Source organism: Paenibacillus sp. FSL P4-0338, from assembly GCF_038002365.1.
In the GTDB taxonomy this organism is placed as follows: domain Bacteria; phylum Bacillota; class Bacilli; order Paenibacillales; family Paenibacillaceae; genus Paenibacillus_AQ.
On record NZ_JBBOCG010000002.1, the window covers coordinates 635,191 to 660,964 of the forward strand.

Sequence of the window (25,774 nt, forward strand, 5' to 3'; positions counted from 1 at the left end):
ATTCTGACTTCCATTCTGCGGTCTCTTCATTATATGAAGAGGCCGTTTTCTTTTTGCTCTTGAAAGGGGGAAGCCGCCGGAGAGAAGCTGGGTTTTACCCTTTTCATCAACCAATATTTAGATTATATTGTTGAAGAGGTGATAAATGGTGTCCGGTGTATTCAATCGAGTGTACAAGTCCCTCCGTAGCCAGCCCTGGCCGGTGCTGCTGTTCCTGCTTGGGGCAATGGTCCGTATTCTATACATAACTTCTATTCCACCAGGACTGAATCAGGACGAAGCCTCTATCGGCTATGATGCCTACTCCATTCTGCATTACGGGATGGACCGGAATGGTGTTCATCTGCCGATTCATCTAATCGCCTGGGGCAGCGGGCAGAATGCGCTCTATGCCTACTTGTCCATGCCGTTCATTCTGTTGTTCGGACTAACGCCGTTGTCTGTAAGGGCTCTTAGCCTAATCATGGGACTACTGGGCATGCTGTTTTTCTATCTCATTATGAAAAGACTGTCAGCCTCGCCTGGGGCCGGGACCGCTGCCATGTTCTTTATCGCCATTAATCCGTGGCATATTATGATGTCCAGGTGGGCGCTGGAATCGAATCTGTTTCCTACGATGATTTTGATAGCCGTATACTTTCTGCTACGCTCCTTTACGAATCCAAGATGGCTGTACGCCTTTACCGGCATGCTGGCCCTCTCGCTGTACGCCTATGGAACAGCCTACTTTTTCGTCCCGTTATTTGCGCTCGGTACGGCAATTCTTCTATTATATAGCAAGGTCCTGCGACCCCGTGCCTTGGCCTGGAATTTTGTATGGTTTGCGGCACTGGCGCTGCCTATATTACTATTTATTATCATTAACCGCTACGCCATGCAGGATATAGCTACTCCGCTATTCACGATTCCGAAGCTTACGACGCCGCGCGTGGAGGAGATTTCATCCGTATTCAGCGGAAGGCTGTGGCAGGCTGCTACGGATAACCTTAGTGCCTTCAGCAAGCTGATGTGGAGCGGGAGCGACGGCTTGGCCTGGAACTCCATCTCTCCTTACGGATATGCGTACCCGCTGGCGTTGCCTTTTGCACTGCTCGGCCTGGTCGTTCTCCTGCATTCCTGGTGGACAAGCCGGCGGGAGAGGGAGGGCGCTGGTAGGGGAGTCCTGCTGCTCTGGCTCCTGGTGGCGGTACTTATGGCGCTGATTACAACTGTGAATATTAACCGGATTAATATTATTTTTTATCCATTCATTATGCTGGTAAGCACCGGATGCGTCTGGCTGGCAGGCAGAGCCAAAGGCGTAGCCATCCTGGCTGCGGCCGGATTCGCCGTGATGTTTATTTTATTCTCCAATGCGTATTTCCGCGATTTCCCTGTGCAAATCGGTCCAGCCTTCTATGAATCCTTGGGGGAGGCTGTCGAGTATGCTTCGGAACATAGCACCGGTGAAGTCTATCTTACGAATCAGGTGAATATGCCTTATATTTATGTACTGTTCTATGAGCAGATCAATCCGCATGATTTCCTGAAGTCCGTTCAGTATGCCAATCCGGGAGAAGCCTTTCAGCGAGTTTCTTCCTTTGGAAGATACAGGTTTGATGATTTGAACAGGGTGCCTGCGAATGCCGCATATATCTATGCGAATACTGCTGCGCCGCCTGCGGCAAGTGCCGGATCTAGAGTGAAGCGCTTTGCCAACTACAGCGTACTGCTCACCAGTGAACAGAATGGCGGGTCTCAAGACACACCCAAGACTGCTATAGGTGAATTTGTGAACGGCGGATTTGAGGAAGGGACAACGGGCTGGTCCTTCTCTGCGGGAACGGGAGTGGCTGGCAATAACCCCTTCGCCGGGAGTAAGCTGGCATATCTTGATCCCGGAGCGGAGACCATCGTTTCCCAGAGTTTTACCGCAACAGCCGGTGAGTACAGACTGACCGTTATGGCTAGTAGCGGCGGCAGCGGCGGGAAGATCGGCATTCGGGCGGCCGGTAAGGTGCTTGCAGAGACAGAGCTGCCTGCGGCGGAAGCCTATCAACAGGTCACACTTCCTGCGGTCACTCTGGAGCAGGGGATACAGGCGGAAGTATACATAACCGGCGGTAATGGCTGGATTAACATTGACGAGGTGAGGGTAGAACGATGACCAAAAATGTACGTGCAGCGGCAACCGTTATATTAATGCTCTTCTTATTTATTCTTCCTGCAACAAGCATTTATGCCGAAGGGAATTTATTGCAGAACCCGGGCTTTGAAGAAGGGGAAGAGGGGGCACCAGCAGGCTGGAGCAAGGACATGTGGATTGCCGGAGATGCGGCAGGCTCCATATCCGTTCAGTCCGAAGAGGTTCATTCCGGCAGCAAAGCGGCGGTGATCGAGAATCTGGAGCCCAATCACCTGAAGTGGGTGCAGACCGTTACCGTTGTGCCGGATAGCTACTACAGAATCTCTGGATATGTCAAAATAGCCAGCACCGTAGGCGGAGGAATCGGGGCCAACATCTTCCCGGTAGGCATTGGGGGCGGTTATCCCGCTACCAGCGATACCGGCGGCGAATGGCAGCGTCTGGTGTTCATCGGCCAGACCGGCAAGGAGCAGACCGAGATCGGAATCGGCGCTGCGCTCGGCGGCTATGCTAATCTGGTTCAGGGCAAGGCCTATTTCGATGATCTGTCCGTAGAGAAGCTGGATACAGTGCCGGAGGGAGCGAATATAATCTCACTGGACAGCGGAACCCAGGCTCCCCCGGCAGATGCGGATAGCGGAAGCAAGCCGGAGGAAGTGCCGCATAAAGTATCGCCGGCCAAGCTGCTGCTGCTTTCCGGTGTATTCTGCCTGTTCTTTGCGTTCCTATACACAAGAGCCTTCCGCAGCGAGCGTCTGCTGAGACAGGAGGATGTAATCTATACCCGCTGGCTGTATGTTTTGTTTGGCGTAGCGTTCATCCTGCGGATCTGGATCGGCCTTACGGCGCAGGGCTACAAGAATGATATGAATACCTTCATGGCCTGGGGCCAGCGCATGACCGACCTTGGACCGGGCAAGTTCTATGAGGAAGGGTATTTCGCCGATTACCCGCCAGGTTACTTGTATGTGCTGTACCTGCTTAGCCTGCTGCGCGGATTATTTAACTTTGCGGGCGGATCAGGTGCTGAGACGGTTCTCTTCAAGCTGCCTGCGATTCTCTCTGATCTGGTGCTTGGCTGGATTATTTATAAGAGCGCGCGAACCAGGCTCGGCTCCGGGCTGGCTATGGGGCTGATGATGCTGTTCCTGTTCAATCCGGCTGTGCTGATGGATTCGGCAGCCTGGGGACAGGCGGATTCGTTTTTCCTCATCTTCCTGCTGCTCAGTATAATTGGGGTTGTCGATAAGCGCTTTGTACGTGCAGCGATCTTCTTTGCCGTCGCTACATTGATTAAGCCGCAGGCGCTGATTTTCACACCTGTGCTGCTGTTAGCCTTCTATCATCACCGGGCCTGGAAGCAGCTTGCGCTGGGCGCCCTATACGGACTGGGGATCTTTCTTGTCCTCGCAGCCCCGTTTTTCTGGAATAACGGCGGTTTTGCGGGCTTGATTAACCTCTACAAAAGTACACTGTCCTCCTATCCGTATTCCACAGTGAATGCGTTCAATCTGTATGCCTTGACTGACCCGATGTGGTCGGCGCTGGATGTGACCTGGCTCGGCATTCCTTACCGTATATGGGGCTTTATTTTCATCCTGGTGGCAGTTGCACTTGCTGCATATTATTCTTTCAATACTAAGGACCGTAAGGATCTCTCCAAGTCCTACTTCATCGCTATGGTGCTGATCACGATTGTCTTCGTATTCGGTACCAAGATGCATGAGCGTTACTTGTATCCGGTATTGATCCTGTCCTTATTCGCCTTCATGGAGAGCCGGGACCGGCGGTTCCTTACCCTGTTTCTCGGGTTCTCCCTGACCCAGTACATCAATGTTGGTTATACACTGGCGTACCTGAATACCGGCGGAAATCCACCGGCCGACGGTATTGTTCTGGTTACAGCTATTACCACTATCATTCTTGCGATATATCTGCTCTATATTGGATACGATGTATATATCCGCCGAACTGCGAAGTTTTTGCCTGAACCGGTTACTCCCAAGGAGTCCTATGCAGCAGATCTGCTGCTTGCAGAAGGCATCAAGCCGCTTGCCCCTGCTGAGCGGCGTTCTCCGCTGAAGCTGAAGCGCAGAGACTGGATCTGGATGCTCGGTATCACCGTGCTATACGGGGCGCTGGCCCTCTATCATCTGGGTGATAACAAGGCGCCAGAGACTCTGTGGGAGCCGGCGGCCAGCGGCGATAGCTTCTATGTGGATCTGGGGCAGGCCCGTCAGTTGGAGCGGGTCAATGTGTTCGGCGGTGTCGGAACAGGGAAGTTTCAGCTGGAATTCAGCCAGACCCCTGATAATTGGAGTAGTCCGCTTGAGGTAAGCGAGGATGTCGGCAATGTCTTCATCTGGAAAAGCCAGCCGCTTAACGTATCCGCAAGATATGTCAAGCTCTCGGTTACGTCTCCAGGCTTCACCCTCAATGAGATGGCCTTCTATGAGCAGGGGGCACCGAAGGTTCCTCTGACCATAGCAAGCGTAACACCTGATTCGGGAGCAGCAGCCAAAAGAGGAACGCCGGCCAATCTGTTCGACGAGCAGTCCGTCATACCGGAGAACTCTAATTTCATGAACAGTACGTATTTTGATGAGATCTATCATGCCCGCACGGCTTATGAGCATTATCATAATATTGTGCCTTATGAGAACACGCACCCGCCGCTTGGCAAGCTGCTGATCGGGGTAGGAATGGAGCTGTTCGGCGTCAATCCGTTCGGGTGGCGGATCATAGGCACCATGTTCGGGATTGCGATGCTGCCGCTGATCTATATTATGGCTATGCGGTTGTTCCGTAAGACTACCTATGCTGCACTGGCAACAGGATTGTTCGCACTGGACTTCATGCATTTCACCCAGACGCGGATTTCGACCATCGATGTATATGGTGTATTCTTCATTATGCTGATGTTCTATTTCATGCAGCGGTATTTCACGATGAATTTCTACCGTGTTCCGCTGCGGACCACACTGGTTCCGCTGTTCTGGTCCGGCCTGTTCTTCGGCATCGGGGTTGCTTCGAAGTGGATCGTGATTTACGGTGGCGCGGGACTTGCTATTATGCTTGCGCTGGTACTCTTTGAACGCTACAGAGAATACAAGGCTGCCGGACGTCTATTGTCTGAAGGCAAGCTGAGCGGGCAGGAGCTCAAAGCCGCCTGCAGGACTGCAGATCAGTCCTTCTGGAAGAATACAGTGATCACCTTGGCTAGCTGTATAGGATTCTTCATTGTCATTCCAGGGATCGTATATAGTTTGTCCTTCATTCCTTCACTGTCTGCGTCGGCAGAGGGCTTCACCGTTAAGGGGCTGATTGATGCCCAGAAGAATATGTACAACTATCACAGCCAGCTTGTAGCAACACATCCGTTCGCCTCCTCCTGGTGGGAGTGGCCGTTCATGAAGCGTCCTGTGTGGTTCTTCAGCGGCGGCGAAGGCTTACCCGCAGGCAAGACGAGCAGCATAGTAACGATGGGCAATCCGCTGATCTGGTGGACAGGAATCTTCGCGATGCTGGCTGCCGTATGGTTCACTGTGAAGCGCCGGGACAAGAACCTGTACATGATCTGGATCGGCTTCTTCTCACAATATGTTCCCTGGATGCTTGTGCCGCGTGAGACGTTCCTGTACCATTACTTTGCGATGGTGCCGTTTATGATTCTATCCATTGTGTACATCCTGAAGCTGCTTGACAGCAGGTTCCAGGGTGCCAGATACCTGCGGTACGCCTATGTTGCGGCCGCAGCCATCCTGTTTGTAATGTTCTATCCGGTATTGTCCGGCATGCAGGTGAACAGCAGTTATATCATTCAAGTACTTCGCTGGTTCCCTTCCTGGGTATTCTAGGAGGGGAGCTGTAAGAGCCGTATATTTGTTCAAAGCTGATGTTGATGAGGTGCATCAAGGAAGCTGTGGCTTACAATAAATTTAGGAGGAACCCTTGTGAAGGCCAGATATAGTGTAATTGTCCCCATGTATAATGAGGAGGAAGTCATTCAGGTAACCTACGAGCGGCTCAAAAAAGTAATGGATGAGTGCGGGGATACCTATGAGCTCGTGTTCGTCAATGACGGCAGCCGGGACCGTACGGCTGAGATTATACGCGGAATCAGTAATGCGGATGAGCATGTCAAGCTGATTGACTTCTCCCGTAACTTCGGCCACCAGGTGGCGATTACAGCGGGCATGGATTATGCTGAAGGTCAGGCTGTTGTGGTGATTGACGCAGATCTCCAGGACCCGCCGGAGGTCATCCTGCAGATGATCGCCAAGTGGAAGGAAGGCTATGAGGTAGTCTATGCCAAGCGGCTGAAGCGCCACGGAGAGACCTTCTTCAAGAAGGTGACAGCCAAAATCTTTTACCGTCTGCTCAGCAGCATGACCAGTGTGGAGATTCCCACAGATACCGGGGACTTCCGGCTGATCGACCGTAAGGTCTGCGATGTGCTGCGCGGCCTGAAGGAGAAGAACCGTTATGTGCGGGGGCTGGTGAGCTGGGTTGGCTTCCGGCAGACCATGGTGGAATATGTGCGGGAGGAACGCTTCGCCGGGGAGACAAAATATCCGCTCAAAAAAATGATCCGCTTTGCGCTCGACGGAATCACCTCCTTCTCGCATAAGCCGCTCAAAATCGCCTCCTATGTCGGCTTCTTCCTGTCCTTCTCCAGCTTCATTTACCTGTTCCTGGTTTTATTCCAGAAGGTTTTCACCTCCTGGACCGTGCCGGGCTGGGCATCCATTGTGGGAGTTAACCTGCTGTTTAACGGCATTGTGCTGATGCTGCTGGGCGTCATTGGGGAATACATCGGACGGATCTATGACGAATCGAAGGATAGACCACTCTATATCGTAAGCGAGACCAGAGGCTACCCGGAGACAGAGGCTGAAGACACCCGGAAGGAAAGCGATTATGCAAGATAAGGCTTGGCGCGCAGGCATGATCCAGTTTCTGAAATTTAATGCGGTGGGCCTGCTTAATACATTCATAGATTTTGCGGTATTTACCCTGCTGCATTCCCTGGGGATGCTTAACACCCCCGCACAGATTATTTCCTACAGCGCCGGGACGGCCAACAGCTTTTTCTGGAATAAGAAGGTGACCTTTAAGGGAAGGGACAGAGGCGGGAATGGCGGCTTTGACCGGATGCAGCTGGTGAGATTTATTGTGCTGAATCTGCTGGTACTGGGCATTTCGGTGCTGCTGATTCATCTTCTGACTGACCGGCTGGGGATACAGGTGCTACTGGCCAAGGTGCTGGTTACCTTCATAACAGTGATCATTAATTTCTTTGGAAGCCGGAAATGGGTATTCTAAAGAGACAGTATATATTCCCCGTATCCTGCGGGGCTGCAGTTATTCTATATTGCGGAGGCGATTGTCATGCGGAAGTTATCCTATTTGATTATACTTGCCGGGGTCCTGATTATGCTCTACCCCAAAGGAAGCGAATGGTACGAGGACCGTCAACAGCAGAAGCTGCTGGAAGAGGCCGAACAGGCTTATAGTGAAATCGTTCCTTCGGCTACGGCTCCTGCCAGCCAGGATCTGAGCAAGCCTTATGCGGAAGTCACCCAGCTGCTCGCGGAAGAGTCTGGTGCGGAAGAGCCGGTGCCCACTGCAGCGCCCGAGATTGAAGTTGGAGGGAAGATCACTGCCATTATTGAAATCGACAAAATCGATCTGAAGCTGCCTGTTCTGGAGGGCGCCACCAAGACCAATATGAAGCATGCTGCGGCGCATATGAAGGAGACAGCTCCGATTGGCGCGGTAGGCAATGCAGCAATTGCGGCACACCGCTCAAGAACGGCAGGGCGGCTGTTCAACAGACTAGATGAGGTCGGTAATGGGGACACCATTACTGTTATTACAAGCGGCCAGGAATACAAGTATGTTGTATATGATGTATCTATTGTAGAGCCTACCGATATTTCGGTACTGAAGGGAAATGATAATGATAAGATTCTGACCCTCATTACCTGTGATCCGCTTGTCAACCCGACCCACAGACTCATCATTCATGCGAAGCTCACCTGAATCTATCAGAACAAGGCGATAAAGGTCGAAAAAACATAAAATTTTAGTATATTTGTGGTGGAATCTAGCAATTTGGGTCTTGCTAATAGAGATGTGTATGGTAAAATAGAACTATCAAAAGCTAATGCACGATAACGGCAAACCTATCGAAAGGTAGGGACGCAAAGCTAGAGGGCCTTCCCGTCATGGATGGCAGCCAGCTACCGAATGAAGAGGCTTTTTTTGTTTGTTTTAATTCAGAATCTGTCATTATGTGGTAGTAGATTGGACAGATAAAGCTTATACGATAACGGCAAACCTATCGAAAGGTAGGGACGCAAAGCTAAAGGGCCTTCCCGTCATGGATGGCAGCCAGCTACCGAAAGGGGTTTTATCCATGAAAAAGTTTTATTTAATGCTAATTACACTTTTTGTAATCGTCACTTCCGTGCAGACAGGCACTGCTCAAGCTGCTAATGCAGATTCAAGCTGGTTAAATGTTGGACAACTTGATCAAGGGGTTATCGGGGTTTCGTACGATGTTCCTAAGGACAAGAAGATGAAGCTCATGATTACCAAGGACAATAACAGCTATACTTACAACTTATACACCTCCAAGCCGAACGAGACGTTCCCGCTGCAACAAGGAAACGGCTCTTACAAGGTATCCGTTCTTGAGAATACTACGGGCAACAAATACAAAGTGCTATCTTCCGAGACTGTCTCTCTTTCAATGAGCAATGTGAATGCCGTATATTTGAGCTCTGTACAGAATGTTAAGTGGAGTTCTTCCGATAAATCCGTTCAAAAGGCAGCCCAGCTTACAAAGGGTCTGACCACAGATGCAGACAAAGTTAAGGCTATCTACAATTACATCGTAGCTAACGTGAAATATGACTACTCTCTGGCTAACAGCGTAAGCACAGATTATATTCCGAACAACGATAACACGCTGGCTACCAACAAAGGGATCTGCTACGATTACGCATCCTTGTTCGCTACTATGCTCCGCAGTGAAGGTATTCCAACCAAATTGGTTATGGGAAATACAAGCTATGTAACTTCATACCATGCCTGGAACGAAGTGTTCCTAAATGGCAAATGGGTAACGATTGATACTACAGTAGATGCAGGTCTGGGCAAGAACACAGTATCAACAGAACTGGTCAAAGCAGCAAGCAAATACACTGCAGCGAAATTCTACTAAGAATAGCTGTGAACTATAGCATTACCTGAGAATAACCCGCTTAATCATTAAGCGGGTTATTTTTATTTATATAAAGGTTGCTTTTTAATAGAAGGATAGGTTATTATAAGTAAGCGTTGTTGGAGCGGCAAAGGAAATGAGAATTACTTAAATAAGTAATTTCAAAAATAAAGCTTGCATTGCTCGGATGAACGTGATATATTATAAGAGTTGCTGGTGACGCGGTAAGCGGCGCTGATAACGAGCTTGATCTTTGAAAACTGAACAACGAGTGAGTATCGGAGATCACTTCGGTGAGATCCAAATTAGAGAATGTAAATTCTCGTCAGATGTTTCAAAATGAGCAATCGCTCTTTCTAAATACCAATTTGGAGAGTTTGATCCTGGCTCAGGACGAACGCTGGCGGCGTGCCTAATACATGCAAGTCGAGCGGAGTCTGAAAGGAAGCTTGCTTCCTTTCAGACTTAGCGGCGGACGGGTGAGTAACACGTAGGCAACCTGCCCTCAAGCCTGGGATAACTACCGGAAACGGTAGCTAATACCGGATAATTTCTTTTTTCTCCTGAGGAGAGAATGAAAGGCGGAGCAATCTGCTGCTTGGGGATGGGCCTGCGGCGCATTAGCTAGTTGGTGGGGTAATGGCCCACCAAGGCGACGATGCGTAGCCGACCTGAGAGGGTGAACGGCCACACTGGGACTGAGACACGGCCCAGACTCCTACGGGAGGCAGCAGTAGGGAATCTTCCGCAATGGGCGCAAGCCTGACGGAGCAACGCCGCGTGAGTGATGAAGGTTTTCGGATCGTAAAGCTCTGTTGCCAGGGAAGAACGTCCGGTAGAGTAACTGCTGCCGGAGTGACGGTACCTGAGAAGAAAGCCCCGGCTAACTACGTGCCAGCAGCCGCGGTAATACGTAGGGGGCAAGCGTTGTCCGGAATTATTGGGCGTAAAGCGCGCGCAGGCGGTTATTTAAGTCTGGTGTTTAAACCTTGGGCTCAACCTGAGGTCGCACTGGAAACTGGGTGACTTGAGTACAGAAGAGGAAAGTGGAATTCCACGTGTAGCGGTGAAATGCGTAGATATGTGGAGGAACACCAGTGGCGAAGGCGACTTTCTGGGCTGTAACTGACGCTGAGGCGCGAAAGCGTGGGGAGCAAACAGGATTAGATACCCTGGTAGTCCACGCCGTAAACGATGAGTGCTAGGTGTTAGGGGTTTCGATACCCTTGGTGCCGAAGTTAACACAGTAAGCACTCCGCCTGGGGAGTACGGTCGCAAGACTGAAACTCAAAGGAATTGACGGGGACCCGCACAAGCAGTGGAGTATGTGGTTTAATTCGAAGCAACGCGAAGAACCTTACCAGGTCTTGACATCCAACTAACGAAGCAGAGATGCATCAGGTGCCCTTCGGGGAAAGTTGAGACAGGTGGTGCATGGTTGTCGTCAGCTCGTGTCGTGAGATGTTGGGTTAAGTCCCGCAACGAGCGCAACCCTTGACTTTAGTTGCCAGCAGGTTAAGCTGGGCACTCTAGAGTGACTGCCGGTGACAAACCGGAGGAAGGTGGGGATGACGTCAAATCATCATGCCCCTTATGACCTGGGCTACACACGTACTACAATGGCCGGTACAACGGGAAGCGAAGCCGCGAGGTGGAGCCAATCCCAGCAAAGCCGGTCTCAGTTCGGATTGCAGGCTGCAACTCGCCTGCATGAAGTCGGAATTGCTAGTAATCGCGGATCAGCATGCCGCGGTGAATACGTTCCCGGGTCTTGTACACACCGCCCGTCACACCACGAGAGTTTACAACACCCGAAGTCGGTGGGGTAACCCGCAAGGGAGCCAGCCGCCGAAGGTGGGGTAGATGATTGGGGTGAAGTCGTAACAAGGTAGCCGTATCGGAAGGTGCGGCTGGATCACCTCCTTTCTATGGAGAATCGTCTTCTGCAATGAAGACATTCAAATCGGAAGCTTGCTTCCACCAATCAGGTTTAGGCCTGTTACTCACTCGTTGGTCAGTTTTGAGAGTTTAAGCTCTCATCTTTACCTTGATCCTTGAAAACTGGATACCGAAACGAATTTGCGTTTTAGAACATCTTTTAGCTGAAACTTGTGTAAGCAAGTTGAAATAGTTATTAGTTGCTACAAAGTGAAGGTTTTTGATTGTGCAAACAAGCAAAACACCGGAACGTTGGTTAAGCTACTAAGAGCACACGGAGGATGCCTAGGCGCCAGGAGCCGACGAAGGACGTGGCGAACAACGAAACTGCCTCGGGGAGCTGTAAGCAAGCTTTGATCCGGGGGTGTCCGAATGGGGAAACCCAGCTGTGGTAATTCGCAGTTACTCGTATCTGAATACATAGGATACGCAGAGGCAGACCAGGGGAACTGAAACATCTAAGTACCCTGAGGAAGAGAAAACAATAGTGATTCCGTCAGTAGCGGCGAGCGAACGCGGAACAGCCTAAACCAAGGGGCTTGCCTCTTGGGGTTGTGGGACGTCTCACATGGAGTTACAAAGGAATATGGTAGGCGAAGAGGTCTGGAAAGGCCCGCGATAGAGGTAAAAGCCCTGTAGCCTAAACTGTGTTCTCTCCGAGACGGATCCCGAGTAGTGCGGGGCACGTGAAACCCCGTATGAATCCAGCAGGACCATCTGCTAAGGCTAAATACTACCTGGCGACCGATAGTGAAACAGTACCGTGAGGGAAAGGTGAAAAGCACCCCGGAAGGGGAGTGAAATAGAACCTGAAACCGTGTGCTTACAAAAAGTCAGAGCCCTCTCTATGGGTGATGGCGTGCCTTTTGTAGAATGAACCGGCGAGTTACGTTTAACATGCAAGGTTAAGGTGAGAAGCCGGAGCCGCAGCGAAAGCGAGTCTGAATAGGGCGACTGAGTATGTGGACGTAGACCCGAAACCGTGTGATCTACCCCTGTCCAGGGTGAAGGTGCGGTAACACGCACTGGAGGCCCGAACCCACGCATGTTGAAAAATGCGGGGATGAGGTGGGGGTAGCGGAGAAATTCCAATCGAACTCGGAGATAGCTGGTTCTCCCCGAAATAGCTTTAGGGCTAGCCTCGGTGAATGGAGTGGTGGAGGTAGAGCACTGATTGGGTGCGGGGCCCGCAAGGGTTACCAAGCTCAGTCAAACTCCGAATGCCATTAACTTCTTGCCGGGAGTCAGACAGTGAGTGCTAAGATCCATTGTCAAAAGGGAAACAGCCCAGACCATCAGCTAAGGTCCCCAAGTGTGTGTTAAGTGGGAAAGGATGTGGAGTTGCACAGACAACCAGGATGTTGGCTTAGAAGCAGCCACCATTGAAAGAGTGCGTAATAGCTCACTGGTCGAGTGACTCTGCGCCGAAAATGTAACGGGGCTAAACACACCACCGAAGCTATGGCTAGATGCTTTGCATCTGGGGTAGGGGAGCGTTGTATGTGGGTTGAAGGTGTACCGTAAGGAGCGCTGGACAGCATACAAGTGAGAATGCCGGTATGAGTAACGAAAAGATCAGTGAGAATCTGATCCGCCGAAAGCCCAAGGTTTCCTGAGGAAGGCTCGTCCGCTCAGGGTAAGTCGGGACCTAAGGCGAGGCCGAAAGGCGTAGTCGAAGGACAACAGTTTGAAATTACTGTACCACCGTAATCCGCTATGAGCGATGGGGTGACGCAGGAGGGTAGTGACGCGGACTGATGGATGTCCGTCTAAGCAGTGAGGCTGGTGTGTAGGCAAATCCGCACACTATTAAGGCCAGGCTGTGATGGGGAGCGAAAATTATAGTAGCGAAGGTCATGATCTCACACTGCCAAGAAAAGCCTCTAGTCAGGAGAAGGTGCCCGTACCGCAAACCGACACAGGTAGGCGAGAAGAGAATTCTAAGGCGCGCGGAAGAACTCTCGTTAAGGAACTCGGCAAAATGACCTCGTAACTTCGGGAGAAGAGGTGCCTCGGTAGGGTGAATAGCCCGAGGGGGCCGCAGTGAAAAGGCCCAAGCGACTGTTTAGCAAAAACACAGGTCTGTGCGAAGCCGTAAGGCGAAGTATACGGGCTGACGCCTGCCCGGTGCTGGAAGGTTAAGGGGAGTGGTTAGGGGTTAAACCCGAAGCTGTGAACCGAAGCCCCAGTAAACGGCGGCCGTAACTATAACGGTCCTAAGGTAGCGAAATTCCTTGTCAGGTAAATTCTGACCCGCACGAATGGCGTAACGACTTGGGCGCTGTCTCAACGAGAGATCCGGTGAAATTTTAATACCTGTGAAGATGCAGGTTACCCGCGACAAGACGGAAAGACCCCATGGAGCTTTACTGCAGCTTGATATTGAATTTGGGTACGATCTGTACAGGATAGGTGGGAGCCGTTGAGGCAGGAGCGCAAGCTTCTGCGGAGGCGCCGTTGGGATACCACCCTGATCGTATCTAGGTTCTAACCTAGTACCGTAATCCGGTACGGGGACCGTGTCAGGCGGGCAGTTTGACTGGGGCGGTCGCCTCCTAAAGAGTAACGGAGGCGTTCAAAGGTTCCCTCAGAATGGTTGGAAATCATTCGCAGAGTGCAAAGGCATAAGGGAGCTTGACTGCGAGACCTACAAGTCGAGCAGGGACGAAAGTCGGACTTAGTGATCCGGTGGTACCGCATGGAAGGGCCATCGCTCAACGGATAAAAGCTACCCTGGGGATAACAGGCTTATCTCCCCCAAGAGTCCACATCGACGGGGAGGTTTGGCACCTCGATGTCGGCTCATCGCATCCTGGGGCTGAAGTAGGTCCCAAGGGTTGGGCTGTTCGCCCATTAAAGCGGTACGCGAGCTGGGTTCAGAACGTCGTGAGACAGTTCGGTCCCTATCTGTCGTGGGCGCAGGAAATTTGAGAGGAGCTGTCCTTAGTACGAGAGGACCGGGATGGACGTACCGCTGGTGCATCAGTTGTTCCGCCAGGAGCATGGCTGAGTAGCTACGTACGGACGGGATAAGCGCTGAAAGCATCTAAGCGTGAAGCCCCCCTCAAGATGAGATTTCCCAGTATGTAAGACCCCTTGAAGACGACGAGGTAGATAGGTTGGAGGTGGAAGTGCAGCAATGCATGGAGCTGACCAATACTAATCGGTCGAGGGCTTATCCAAATTTCTATCACGCAGATTTGTTTCGGATTCAGTTTTCAGGAATCAAGTTCCTGAACGCAACGAAATTCATTCACACATTCGTGATGAACCGAATTTCTAGCGGCAGCGTCTGTTTCACAGACGCATGTTTGGTGGCGATAGCGGAGGGGTTCCACACGTACCCATCCCGAACACGACCGTTAAGCCCTCCAGCGCCGATGGTACTTGGACCGAAGGGTCCTGGGAGAGTAGGACGTTGCCAAGCACGCAAGACCACTGTTGATACCTCGACAGTGGTCTTTTTGTATTTTCGGGGAAGTGTGTGGACAGCTTGTGAGTAGAATTCAGGTATTCTTACAAGTGGAGCATAGTTATACACATGTGGATAGATTTAGTTTTTTTGATACTTCTCCCCAAATGATGTGGATATCCGGTAGAATAATGTGGATAGGCACGGAAAATTGGGGATAGTTAGACGAAGGAGCCGAAAGTTATGGACAAGCACAGCAGCTTTTTGTGGACAGAGCAGTTCAGGGTTCAGGCAAGTGACACGGATTACCGGTCAAGGGGCAAGCTCTCCTTTCTGCTGGATATCATGCAGCGTGCTGCGGATTCGGCTGTAAGCAGTCTTGGGCTAAGTATGGAGAGTATGCTTAAGGCGGGAATGGGTTGGATGGTTATCACCCTTGATCTGAATCTGCAGCGTCTGCCGTCCCCGAGTGAGCTTCTTGATGTACACACCTGGAGTAAAGGAAACAAAGGACCGCTCTGGCAGCGGGATTACCGGATTTATGATGCCCAAGGTGTAGAGCTAGCTTCGGCGCGATCGATCTGGGCGCTTGTGGATATCGGCAAACGAAAGATTTTGCGTCCGTCAGCCTTGCCTATTGTTGTCGAGCCATATGTAGAGGATTCCGTAGGCAGTCTGCCGGATAAAGTAATCATTCCACCAGAACTTCCCTTGCAGGAGGCCTACCGTTATCAGGTAAGATATAGCGGGCTGGATAACAACAAACATCTTAACAATGCGCGGTATGCAGATTTATGCTGTGATGCACTGGCGCTGGAGGAGTGGGAGGAGTTAGAGCTTACGGGGCTCCATATTACCTATGCCCAGGAAGCCAAGTATGGTGAGGAGATTAGTGTTATGCGTTCTTCTCTGACTGAAGAAGGGGTATATGTGCGCGGTCAAGGCGGGGGACGAATCTTTTTTGAAGCTTGCCTGAAGCTTAGAAGATAGATAGATGTCTGAGAGAGACTTACATAATGTTAAATCTAGACAGTTGCTCGGATTTCAGGGGAACTGTCTTTTGTCATATTTGCTACTTCCTTATATGTCACAAATACACAATTGATAATCGTTATACAGGTGTAAAAGGAAAATGGAGGTGATTTCTTTGGAGCAAGGTAACCCCGGGGGCCCACCTGAATCCAAAAAGATTGAAGAAGCTATTCATCAGGTACACGCAGGTGACAGGCAAGCTTTTACAACAATAATTACGGAATATGAAAGAAAGATTTACACGTATTGCTACTATCTCCTAAGAAACCGTGAAGAAGCAGAGGACGCTGTGCAGGATATATTCGTGAAGGTATATCAGCAGCTTAGGCGTTATGAGAAGCGGGTTTCTTTTTCGGCTTGGCTATATAAGGTGGCTTATCATCATTGCCTGGACCAGCTACGCAGGCGTAAGCGCCGCAGCCGGTTGCTGTCCCTTTATAAGCTGCAGTTGATGACGCATCAACAAGCGTTGCCGGAGGAGCCGCCGGTAGACCGGATTTTGGAAAACCTCACTTCGGAAGAGCGGGGGCTATTAATCCTTCGTGTCATTGAACAATACAGCTTCGAAGAGATCTCAATGATTACCGGAAGCAGTTCGGCGGCACTGCGCAAAAAATATGAACGGCTCCGTAAAAAACTGATTCAGCAAAAAGCGGATGAAGGGAGAGAATGTGCTCATGGAGAAATGGCAGAATCAAACTGAGAAGCAAATGCTGGAACATATTCGCAGCAGCGTCGGAAGAGTGGAGTTTCCTGTTGATAGCTATAATGAGCAGATTATGAACCGGATCGAACATTTGGAGACCAGAGGAGGAAGCAAATTGCTTAAGAAGACGTTAGCAGCCGCAAGTATAGCTGCAGTGATAGGATTAGGTACGATAACTGCAGGATTCATCTCCCCGGCCTGGGCCGATACTTTGAGTCAGCTCCCCGTGTTCAACAGTATATTCAAGCATACGGAGAACCCAGGATTGAAGTTGGCGGCGGAACAGGGGCTGACCACTTCACCTAACATGAGCGTGACCAAAGATGGAGTGACGTTAAGTGTTACAGAGGTATTTTATGACGGGATTCAACTGGCTATTGGATTTGAAAGGGCTGGAGTAGCGGATGAGCGGATGCTGGCGGAGATTACTGATTATAAAACCCATGAATTCGATCAATCGACGAAAGGCCTGCTGGGGTTGCCTGAAGTTACCCTGGAATCTGGTGAGCGTATGGGCTTCGGTTCTTCTTCTACAGGCGACGTACAGGGGCAACCCAATACCCTTTTATTGGAAATGAGAGAATTGTGGAATACATCAGCTCTCGGAGATGAATTCAAGGTAAATATCAGTGTGCCGGTTGCCCAAATCGCCGAGCCCTTTAAGTTCCAGGTGACGGTGAAGAAGCTTGCGGAGGGGATCATCAATCTTACTCCGGGTCAGGGGGCAAGCAAAGACTCCTTCCATTATAAAGTAAAGAGTCTGGACATCACGCCTGCTGCGATGAGACTGGTCGTCACCAGCGAAGGAGAGGTGCCTGCATCGCCGGAGCAGACAGGGGAATATGGTCCAACGGAGGTATTCTATGAGCTTGTGGATGATGCCGGTAATGTTATTGGTCCAAAGGGTCTCGGATATGCCATGATGAAGGCGGTTCAGCATCCTATTGTGGATAGCCTGTACAATACCTTCCCGCAAAAACCCAAGACGATTACGGTCAGACCGTATACAATGACTCTGGATAATGAGCCGAAACTCTTGTTGGATGCCGATGGGAAACCGGTAAAAACTTATATGAAGGAGCTTGAAACAACGATACAAATTCCTTGAATTTCAGAAAAGTTAGGTGTGAAATAATTTATGCTCTAGTCCGCGTCTGCTGTGCAGATGCGGGCTTTTTGACGATTAAAGCAATGTTAGCGGAATGTAGATTTCACTTACTGAATCAGGATGCTCCGGTCCGAGATAGTCCTTGCCGTAGTATTCAAATTCATAGGAGAGGTTCAGGCGGTAATCGGTTCTCGGTAGAAAAACGCCATAGATATATTTGTAGGTGGCAGAGACTTCTGCGGATGGCCCTGTATGCTTAAATCTGAGATAACGTGCTGGCGGCAGTGTATGGATAGGCAGGTTGCTGCCAACTTGTTCGCAACTCGACTGAACGGTATTGCCGGTACGTACAGATGCCAGGGTGTTCAACTCACAGGCAATGTGAAAGGAGATTCCCTGATCCTCATAGTTATCCGGCCAATAGCCTAGCTGGTAATATTGTTCTGGCAGCTTGCGGTCCGGGATAGCAGAAAGGCTGCTGAACAGCTGCTCCCATGCGGATCCGATGACCGACTGATCTTGCGTAACGGTAATGAACCGCCCCTGAAGTCTGATTTCACCAAGCTCAATCAGGTCAGGAGAGGCGCCCTTCTGGTCTGACCAGTGCGTCAAATCAGCGGGCTGTAAGGGATGGAGCAACAGAGGGATATCCGGGTTAGACTTGTGACGGATATGGGTGGGAGTGGTGTGCAGCAGTCTTTTGAAGGACCGGGTGAAGGTCTCGTAATCATTATAAGCATAGTCCAGTGAGATCTCGTGAAAAGTCCGCTCGGGACTGCTCAGAATATCCCGGGCCGCCTCTGAAATCCTCCGTCTTGCCATATAGTCGCCCGGTGTGAGCCCGGTAACCCCTTGAAACAGGCGGATAAAGTGGAACAGGGAATAGCCGGTCTCTCTGGAGAGGTCCAGAACAGACAGCGGCTGCTTCAGTTTCGATTCAATATATTCAATCGCCTGTAGAATGAGCTGGCTGTTCTTCATGAAGTCCTCTCCTCTAGGTTACTCTACAGTCCACTCTCCCCATGAGGCAGCCCATGCAGGCACTCTAACCTGACAGACACGGTCGGTGGAAGGGAAATAAGCTTTGATATCAAGCACGGGTGTTCCCGGATAGGCATCCAGTCCGCTGACCTCCACAATTCCCTGATCTAGGTCAACGGATAGAATACGGGCAACCGTCAGTCCAAGCGGATTAGGGCGGACCGGAGACCGGGTGGCAAATACACCGCTAACCGGGGCATCATAGGGAGGCTCAATCTGCGTAGTTCCCCGGAAGTGATCTGCTGCAAATTCATGAATCCACCATAGAATCTGGCAGTGGCTGAAGGCCTCTAACCCCTTCAAGGCGGGTCTGTATTCGGGTCTAATCTCAAGTTGCAGGTTCTGCTGTGTTCCTGTTACAACTCCTACTGGTATAATATTATACGATTCTGATGCGGACATTGTCTGTGACTCCTTTCGGCTGGGGATGATTCTAGTCTATCGGAAGTAAAGGGAATTCGGCCTGATGATAATTGCGGACTTGTATGTCATGGTATAATAGGTTGTTGATGACAGGGAGGGGTTTGGACGATGAAGGTATTAGTATTAGCAGAGAAGCCGTCGGTAGCCCGTGAGATTGCGCGGGTGCTGGGCTGTGGAAATAAACAGAAGAGTTATATGGAAGGTCCGAAATATGTGGTGACCTGGGCTCTCGGGCATCTGGTTGGTCTGGCTGAGCCTGAGGACTATAACAATAAATATGCAACGTGGGCGCTGGAGGATCTGCCGATTCTTCCAGAGAAGGCCAAGCTGAAGGTGCTGCGCGAGACCAGTCAGCAATATAAGGCCGTGCAGCAGCTAATGAAGCGGCAGGATATCGAAGAGCTGATCGTGGCAACAGACGCGGCCCGTGAGGGTGAGCTGCTGGCCCGCTGGATTATGAATATGGCTGGCTGGAAAAAGCCGTTCCGGCGGCTGTGGATCTCTTCGCAGACGGATAAGGCCATTAAGGAGGGCTTCGCTTCTCTGCGGCCTGGACGGGATTTCGACCGCCTGTATGAATCTGCACGCTGCCGTGCTGAGGCGGATTGGATGATCGGGCTGAATGTGACGCGGGCCTTAACCTGCAAGTTCGGCGCGCCGCTCTCTGCGGGGCGTGTGCAGACACCTACCCTGGGAATGATTATGGACCGGGAGAGTGAGATTACCGGCTTCCGTTCCCAGGAATATGACCTGCTGACTGGGGACTTCGGGAATTTCCAGGCGGGGTGGCGTGCGCAGGGCGGGGACGGCCGGATTTTTGACAGGGAGAAGACGGATGTCCTTAAGGATAAGCTTACAGGCCGCAGCGGGCGGATCACTAAGGTACAAAAGAGTGAGAAAAGCGAGCCGCATCCGCTGGCCTATGATCTGACCGAGCTGCAGCGGGATGCCAACCGCAAATTTGGCTTCTCGGCCAAACAGACCTCAAGTGTGCTCCAGAAGCTGTATGAACAACATAAGCTGGTCACTTATCCGCGTACAGACAGCCGTTATCTGACCGCTGATATGACGGGTACGTTAAAAGAAAGACTCGACAGTGTGGCTGTCGGGCCGTATGCCTCCCTCGCCAGACCGCTGCTGCGGAAGCCGCTGCCGATTACGAAGCGAATTGTCGATGACAGCAAGGTCAGTGATCACCATGCGATTATTCCGACAGAGCAGACGGTGCTGCTTAATCTGCTGAGTGTGGAAGAGCGGAAGCTCTACGATCTGATCGTACGGCGGTTCATTAGCCTGTTCTATCCTCCGGCCCGTTATGACGCCGTAGCTGTAACGGTAACCGTGGATGGTGAAAGCTTCTATGTGAAGGGAACTACCGTCAAGGATGCAGGCTGGCGTGAGGTATACGGCGGAGATATGAGCTCGGATGACGAAGAGGAGAATGCGGGGGATGAACCCTCGGCAGGCAATGTGAAGCTGCCGGAGCTGCGGGAAGGCGATAGCGTGAAGCTTGCGCGCTGCATCATCAAGCCGGGACGGACACATCCGCCGAAGCGTTATAACGAAGCCACGCTGCTGACGCAGATGGAGAAGCATGGGCTGGGGACACCGGCCACACGTGCGGATATCATCGAGAAGCTGGTCAGCTCGGATACAATTGAACGGCAGGGCAATCTGCTGCATCCGACCGGCAAGGGGAAGCAGTTGATTGAGCTGGTCTCGGGGCAGCTGCGTACACCGGAGCTGACGGCACGCTGGGAAGCGGAGCTGGAGAGAATTGCGCGCGGGCAGGGGCGCCCGGAGCCTTTTTTGCAGGGGATTCGGAGTATGGCCCAGGAGCTGGTGTCCGGGGTGAAGAACAGCGGAGCGGAATACAAGCCGCATAATGTCTCTAACAGCCATTGTCCGGAGTGTGGAACAAGGATGTTAGAAAAGAAGACCAAACGCGGCAGGCTGCTGGTCTGTCCGAAGGAGGATTGCGGCTACACCCGGGCGGGCGAGAAGCAGTTGTCGAACCGCCGCTGCCCGCAGTGCCATAAGAAGATGGAGATGAAGGAAGGCAAGGCCGGAAAGTATGTGCAGTGCCTCGGCTGCGGCATTACAGAGACGATGGATAAGGACCACAAGCATATCAATAAACGCGAGCAGCAGAAGCTGGTTCAGCAGTACAGCAAGACGGAAAGTGCCGGCAACAATCTTGGTGATCTGCTGAAGGCTGCGATGGAAGCGAAACAGAAGGGCAAGTAGCCGCAAGAAGCCAAAGTAAGGCTGTCTAAGGGACGGCAGATATGCTTTACTGTAAATGATTGATACGGGATCCGGTGTTAGGGTTCCGCTAAATAGAGTGGGGCAGGTGGAGAAGTGGCAGCGGCTGAAGGGATAGAGGGTGTGGTGAAAGCGGCAGAGGCTCAGGGTACGAAGGAGAGCAGCCGGTTGTATTTTCTGGTGATAGTCTTTATGTTCTGGTTCTCTTCGTATATCTATGTTCCGGTGCTCTCACCTTATGTGGAGCATCTCGGAGCTTCTTATGTCATGGTAGGAGCGGTACTTGGGATATACGGCCTGATGCAGATTCTGTTCCGGTTGCCGATAGGGATGGGGTCAGATGTACTTAACCGGCGGCGGCCGTTCATTTATCTGGGGCTGATCGCAAGCGGAGCGAGCTGTCTGCTGTTCCTGGCAGGGGCACATCCGGGCTGGGCGCTGGCTGCGCGGGCGGTCTCGGGGATAGCGGCATCGGCGTGGGTCGTGTACTCGGTGATGTTCGCGGGGTATTTTCCGAAAGAAGAGGCGGGCAGGGCTATGGGGATGCTCCAGTTCACCACGGTGATTGCCCAGTTGGCCAGTATGATGATCAGCGGCTATATCGTAGAACACTTCGGCTGGAATACCCCGTTCATCATCGGAGGGATTGTGGCGGTGGCCGCGATGCTGCTGGTCATCCGTCTTCCGGAGCAACAGCTGGAGAAGCGCACGGCGATTAAGCTCAAGGATCTGGCCGGCGTCGTGAAGGAACCGCTGCTGGTAAAAGTATCGCTGTTATCGGTGCTGGCCCATTGCGTGCTGTTCATTACGATGTTCGGCTACACGCCGAATCAGGCGCTCTATATTGGCGCGAGCAAAGGGAGTCTCGGCTGGCTGACGCTGGCTTTTATGCTGCCTCATGCGATAGCGACCCTCTATGGTGCTCGGCTGTTCGGCCGGTGGCTGGGGGACCGGGGGACGCTGATGCTGGGCTTTGCCGGAAGTGCAGTGTTCACGCTGCTCATTCCATCGATGCCAACGCTTGCGGCGTTATGTGTAACACAGATCGGGAACGGCTTCATGCAGGGACTGATCTTCCCGCTGCTGCTGGGCAAATCCGTCTCCGGGGTAGCTCCGTTCAAGCGGGCGACAGCGATGGGGTTCTATCAGGCGGTGTATGCGATTGGCATGTCCGGCGGTCCTTTTGTAGCGGGATGGATGAGTGCGGCGTACGGTCTGCGAGGAGGCTTCTGGCTGGGCGGCGTGGCAGCAGTGCTGGCGGCAGTGCTGTCTTGGTTCTGGATCAGGGAAGCCGGAGCCGCAGGCGGGCGGAGCAAGAAAGAGCGGCAGTTGCAGGGCCGGTGATGTGAGGTTATTGGTTTTTTGCCGGAAAGGGTAATATAATAGAGAGCAAGGTAGGATGCTAGGAGGAGGGGCCGGAAGGATGGTCAAGGTGGTATTGCTGTGGTTCGCGCTGATCAACATTATCGGGTATGTAGTAATGTCGGAAGACAAGAACAAGGCCCGGAAAAGACGGGATCGGGTGCCGGAGAAAACATTGTTTCTGCTGGCGTTCATGGGCGGTGCGCTGGGTGTGCTGATTGCCATGTACCGCAAGCGCCATAAGACAAGGCATACTTCCTTCAGACTCGGAATTCCGCTGCTGCTGCTGCTGAATATGGTGCTGTATGGGTATTTTTTGAGGTAAGCCGCTTGAGGGCTTGGTAATGATGTAAATAATAGAAAGAGGTGGCGTAAATGTTATTCTCTAAAATTCTGCTTGCCTATGACGGTTCAAAGGCTTCGAATCAGGCTCTGGAACGGGCGATCGAGCTGGCTAAGGTAACTCCAGGGTCCTCCCTGTACGTCGTACACGCATTTGAATTCCCTCGGTTCTTCATCGGGGAAGCTCTCGCGCCTCTGCCGGCATCGGTGAACAAGGATTATTATGATCTCGCGGTCCAGACTACGGAAGAAGTGAAAAGCCGCCTGGAAGCCGAAGGTCTGAATGCTACGGTAGAATTGCTGCAGGGATCGCCTGCGGAAATTATTCTGAATTATGCCAAGGAGCAGGATGCAGATGTGATCGTAATCGGCAGCCGGGGGCTGGGCGGTATCCGGGAATTCGTTCTGGGCAGCGTCAGCCATAATGTGGTGCAAAGTGCGCGCATTCCGGTGCTGGTTGTTAAATAATAGGAACTTTAGTAGAGGAACGCTGCGGCGTTCCCCTTTTTTTAGGCGGATTAGCGGGAATAAGATTTTCATTTATGCCCAAAAGCGAACAATTTGCAGACATGATATGACAATGTTCGTGTTTAAGTTGACATGATGTGTAGGGCGTTGTTAAACTGAATCTATGAAGAGCTCGTATAAAACCGGGGATAGGGCCCGGAAGTTTCTACCCGGTAACCGTAAATTGCCGGACTACGAGGAAATAGGATAACTGGAACGATAGCAGCTAGCCTCCCCGCAGACCGGGGCGGTGTTCCTGCATTCTCCTGCCTGTTAGAACGGGGAGAGTGCGGCTGCCAGGCGGTTATCACCTGATTCCTTTAGTAGTCCGGGTCCACCCGCAGCAGAATGCGTCTGGAGTCCGGGCTATTTTTCACGGTTCATGCGGGAATTGGCAGGAAACGGGACACACTGAAATCAGAGAAATCTCTATAACGGAAATGGAAGGCTGGGTGAACGATGTCTGTGCAAGTTGGTGTCATTATGGGCAGCAAATCGGACTATGAAACGATGCAGCATACCTGTGAAGTGCTGGAGGAGCTGGATATAGCTTATGAGAAAAAGGTTGTCTCTGCACACCGCACACCGGATCTGATGTTCCGTTATGCCGAGGAGGCGGCGGAGCGCGGCCTGCGGGTCATTATCGCCGGAGCGGGCGGTGCGGCGCATCTGCCGGGTATGGTGGCTGCGAAGACCACGCTGCCGGTCATCGGTGTACCTGTGCAGTCGAAGGCCTTGAACGGCATGGATTCGCTGCTGTCGATTGTGCAGATGCCTGCGGGCATCCCGGTAGCGACAGTAGCCATCGGCCGCGCCGGAGCTATCAATGCGGGGCTGCTGGCGGCGCAGATCATCGGCGCCTTCGAGCCGGAGGTAGCGCAGCGGGTGCAGCTGCGGCGCGAGGCGACCCAGCAAGAGGTGTTGGAAAGCAGCGAGAGCCTATGAGCCCGGAGGAGCTGAAAGCCGGACGGCTGGAGGGTGGCGCGGAGCAGGCTAAGGCTGGGCGAGGGATGAAGGCTGAAGGCGAAGCGGAAGGTGCCAGTGCCGGGGCGGTAAAGGCTGAAGGCAGAGCGGAAGCTGCCGGGGCTGAGGCACAGCGGGAAGAGACCGGGGCGCAGCCGCCACGGACGCTGCTGCCCGGCGCAACGATCGGCGTGCTCGGCGGCGGGCAGCTCGGGCGCATGATGGCGCTGTCCGGCAGCGCCATGGGCTACCGCTTCGTGGCGCTGGACCCAGCAAAGGATGCGCCGTGCGGACAGGTGACGCCGCAGATCACTGCGGCTTATAACGACCGGGACGCCGCGCGCGAGCTGGCACGGCGCTCGGACGTCATCACGTACGAGTTCGAGAACGTTGACGCGGGCGTAGCCGCGCTGCTGACGGAGGAATCGTACGTGCCGCAGGGCAGCGCGCTGCTGTATACGACACAGCACCGGCTGCGCGAGAAGGCGGCAATCGAGTCGGCGGGCGTGCCCGTTGCCCCGTACCGCAAGGTCGGCAGCCTGGCGGAGCTGGAAGCGGCGGCTGCCGACCTGGGCCTGCCCTGTGTGCTGAAGACAGCCACAGGGGGGTACGACGGCAAGGGACAAGCCGTCATCCGCAGGCTGGAAGAGCTGGCTGCAGCGTTCCATCAGGTCGCGCCGGGGGCGCAAGCAGATATACCGGAGCTGGTGCTGGAGAAATTCATCACTTTTAAATGTGAGATTTCGGTCATCGCGGCCCGGAGCGCCTCGGGGGAGGTCAAGAGCTTCCCGCCTGCCGAGAACATTCATGTGGATAACATCCTGCATCTCTCGATTGTACCTGCGCGGGTGCCGGAGGAGATTCAACAGCGGGCCTGTGAGCTGGCCGAGCGGATTGTCTCCGGCATGGAGGCGGTCGGACTGCTGGCGGTTGAGATGTTCGTGACGGAGGATGGAGAACTGTTCGTCAATGAGCTGGCGCCGCGGCCGCATAATTCCGGCCATTACACGATGGATGCCTGCGTGACCTCGCAGTTCGAGCAGCATGTGCGGGCCATCTGTAATCTGCCGCTGGGCGATACCTCGCTGCTTACTCCTGTGGTGATGGTGAATGTACTCGGCCAGCATCTGGAAGGAGCCGTTCGGGCAGCCTGCCGTGCGAATGAAGAAGTGAGCAGGCTTGGAGTATCACCCAAGCTTCATATATATGGCAAGACCGAGAGCACAACCGGCCGCAAAATGGGCCATATTAACCTGCTCTGCAAGGATACCGGCGACGGATTGTCCTGGGTAGAGCAAACTAACCTTTGGAGGAACTGA

The 25,774-nt window shown here is 52.5% G+C and carries 17 protein-coding genes, 3 rRNA genes and 3 riboswitches; of the genes, 18 read left to right on the forward strand and 2 right to left on the reverse strand.

Annotation, left to right across the window (positions count from 1 at the left end; translation table 11 throughout):
- Positions 1 to 145 precede the first annotated feature (145 nt).
- The 12 genes from MKZ07_RS26810 (at position 146) to MKZ07_RS26865 (ending at position 17,552) form a co-directional block, all read left to right on the forward strand.
- Positions 146 to 2,146, forward strand: a complete 2,001-nt coding sequence (locus tag MKZ07_RS26810; protein ID WP_341028619.1) for a hypothetical protein — start codon at positions 146 to 148, stop codon at positions 2,144 to 2,146.
- Positions 2,143 to 5,982: a phospholipid carrier-dependent glycosyltransferase gene (locus tag MKZ07_RS26815; protein ID WP_341028621.1), complete on the forward strand. Its 3,840-nt coding sequence runs from the start codon at positions 2,143 to 2,145 to the stop codon at positions 5,980 to 5,982. The genes MKZ07_RS26810 and MKZ07_RS26815 overlap by 4 nt, the downstream gene beginning before the upstream one ends.
- Positions 5,983 to 6,078: 96 nt before the next feature.
- Entirely contained in the window at positions 6,079 to 7,056 is a 978-nt protein-coding gene (locus MKZ07_RS26820; RefSeq protein WP_036696899.1) for a glycosyltransferase family 2 protein, read from the forward strand.
- Positions 7,046 to 7,450 carry a GtrA family protein gene (locus tag MKZ07_RS26825; RefSeq protein WP_036696898.1) on the forward strand — a complete coding sequence of 135 codons (405 nt, stop codon included), beginning with the start codon at positions 7,046 to 7,048 and terminating at the stop codon, positions 7,448 to 7,450. The genes MKZ07_RS26820 and MKZ07_RS26825 overlap by 11 nt, the downstream gene beginning before the upstream one ends.
- Before the next feature lie 66 nt (positions 7,451 to 7,516).
- A complete protein-coding gene (locus tag MKZ07_RS26830; RefSeq protein ID WP_036696896.1) occupies positions 7,517 to 8,170 on the forward strand; it encodes a class D sortase in 654 nt (217 codons plus the stop codon).
- Between the two features lie 126 nt (positions 8,171 to 8,296).
- Positions 8,297 to 8,378: riboswitch (cyclic di-GMP riboswitch) on the forward strand.
- Between the two features lie 73 nt (positions 8,379 to 8,451).
- A riboswitch (cyclic di-GMP riboswitch) is annotated at positions 8,452 to 8,533 on the forward strand.
- 13 nt (positions 8,534 to 8,546) lie between these two features.
- Positions 8,547 to 9,356, forward strand: a complete 810-nt coding sequence (locus MKZ07_RS26835; protein WP_036696894.1) for a transglutaminase-like domain-containing protein — start codon at positions 8,547 to 8,549, stop codon at positions 9,354 to 9,356.
- Positions 9,357 to 9,721: 365 nt separating this feature from the next.
- Positions 9,722 to 11,282, forward strand: a 16S ribosomal RNA gene (locus MKZ07_RS26840).
- 266 nt (positions 11,283 to 11,548) lie between these two features.
- Positions 11,549 to 14,477 (forward strand): 23S ribosomal RNA (locus tag MKZ07_RS26845).
- A 127-nt stretch (positions 14,478 to 14,604) separates the two neighbouring features.
- Positions 14,605 to 14,721 (forward strand): 5S ribosomal RNA (gene rrf, locus MKZ07_RS26850).
- The 16S, 23S and 5S rRNA genes sit together here, the layout of an rRNA operon.
- Before the next feature lie 228 nt (positions 14,722 to 14,949).
- On the forward strand, positions 14,950 to 15,696 hold the full coding sequence (locus MKZ07_RS26855; RefSeq protein ID WP_036693321.1) for an acyl-[acyl-carrier-protein] thioesterase: 747 nt from the start codon (positions 14,950 to 14,952) through the stop codon (positions 15,694 to 15,696).
- Positions 15,697 to 15,838: 142 nt separating this feature from the next.
- Positions 15,839 to 16,441 (forward strand): RNA polymerase sigma factor, encoded by a 603-nt coding sequence (locus MKZ07_RS26860; protein ID WP_051493311.1) that lies wholly within the window; start codon positions 15,839 to 15,841, stop codon positions 16,439 to 16,441.
- A complete protein-coding gene (locus MKZ07_RS26865; RefSeq protein ID WP_036693317.1) occupies positions 16,416 to 17,552 on the forward strand; it encodes a DUF4179 domain-containing protein in 1,137 nt (378 codons plus the stop codon). Before MKZ07_RS26860 ends, MKZ07_RS26865 begins: the two co-directional genes overlap by 26 nt.
- Before the next feature lie 75 nt (positions 17,553 to 17,627).
- Here the strand turns inward: MKZ07_RS26865 and MKZ07_RS26870 are convergent, their stop codons facing one another.
- Both MKZ07_RS26870 and tsaA read right to left on the reverse strand, forming a co-directional pair.
- Positions 17,628 to 18,533, reverse strand: a complete 906-nt coding sequence (locus tag MKZ07_RS26870; RefSeq protein WP_036693316.1) for an AraC family transcriptional regulator — start codon at positions 18,531 to 18,533, stop codon at positions 17,628 to 17,630.
- 18 nt (positions 18,534 to 18,551) lie between these two features.
- Entirely contained in the window at positions 18,552 to 18,995 is a 444-nt protein-coding gene (tsaA, locus tag MKZ07_RS26875; protein WP_051493310.1) for a tRNA (N6-threonylcarbamoyladenosine(37)-N6)-methyltransferase TrmO, read from the reverse strand.
- A gap of 129 nt (positions 18,996 to 19,124) precedes the next feature.
- Here tsaA and MKZ07_RS26880 point away from each other — a divergent pair, with 129 nt between their 5' ends.
- From MKZ07_RS26880 to purK, 6 genes are all read left to right on the forward strand, one after another.
- Positions 19,125 to 21,263, forward strand: a complete 2,139-nt coding sequence (locus tag MKZ07_RS26880) for a DNA topoisomerase III (protein WP_341028632.1) — start codon at positions 19,125 to 19,127, stop codon at positions 21,261 to 21,263.
- A gap of 114 nt (positions 21,264 to 21,377) precedes the next feature.
- A complete protein-coding gene (locus MKZ07_RS26885) occupies positions 21,378 to 22,625 on the forward strand; it encodes an MFS transporter (protein WP_341028634.1) in 1,248 nt (415 codons plus the stop codon).
- 79 nt (positions 22,626 to 22,704) lie between these two features.
- Positions 22,705 to 22,968, forward strand: coding sequence for a DUF1294 domain-containing protein (locus tag MKZ07_RS26890; RefSeq protein WP_036693313.1), 264 nt, complete (start codon positions 22,705 to 22,707; stop codon positions 22,966 to 22,968).
- 50 nt (positions 22,969 to 23,018) lie between these two features.
- The gene (locus MKZ07_RS26895) at positions 23,019 to 23,453 is read left to right on the forward strand and encodes a universal stress protein (protein ID WP_036693311.1); all 435 of its coding nucleotides are present in this window, start codon (positions 23,019 to 23,021) and stop codon (positions 23,451 to 23,453) included.
- A gap of 152 nt (positions 23,454 to 23,605) precedes the next feature.
- Positions 23,606 to 23,707, forward strand: a riboswitch (purine riboswitch).
- A 244-nt stretch (positions 23,708 to 23,951) separates the two neighbouring features.
- Positions 23,952 to 24,437 carry a 5-(carboxyamino)imidazole ribonucleotide mutase gene (gene purE, locus MKZ07_RS26900; protein WP_036693310.1) on the forward strand — a complete coding sequence of 162 codons (486 nt, stop codon included), beginning with the start codon at positions 23,952 to 23,954 and terminating at the stop codon, positions 24,435 to 24,437.
- Positions 24,434 to 25,774 (forward strand): 5-(carboxyamino)imidazole ribonucleotide synthase, encoded by a 1,341-nt coding sequence (gene purK, locus MKZ07_RS26905; RefSeq protein ID WP_341028636.1) that lies wholly within the window; start codon positions 24,434 to 24,436, stop codon positions 25,772 to 25,774. Before purE ends, purK begins: the two co-directional genes overlap by 4 nt.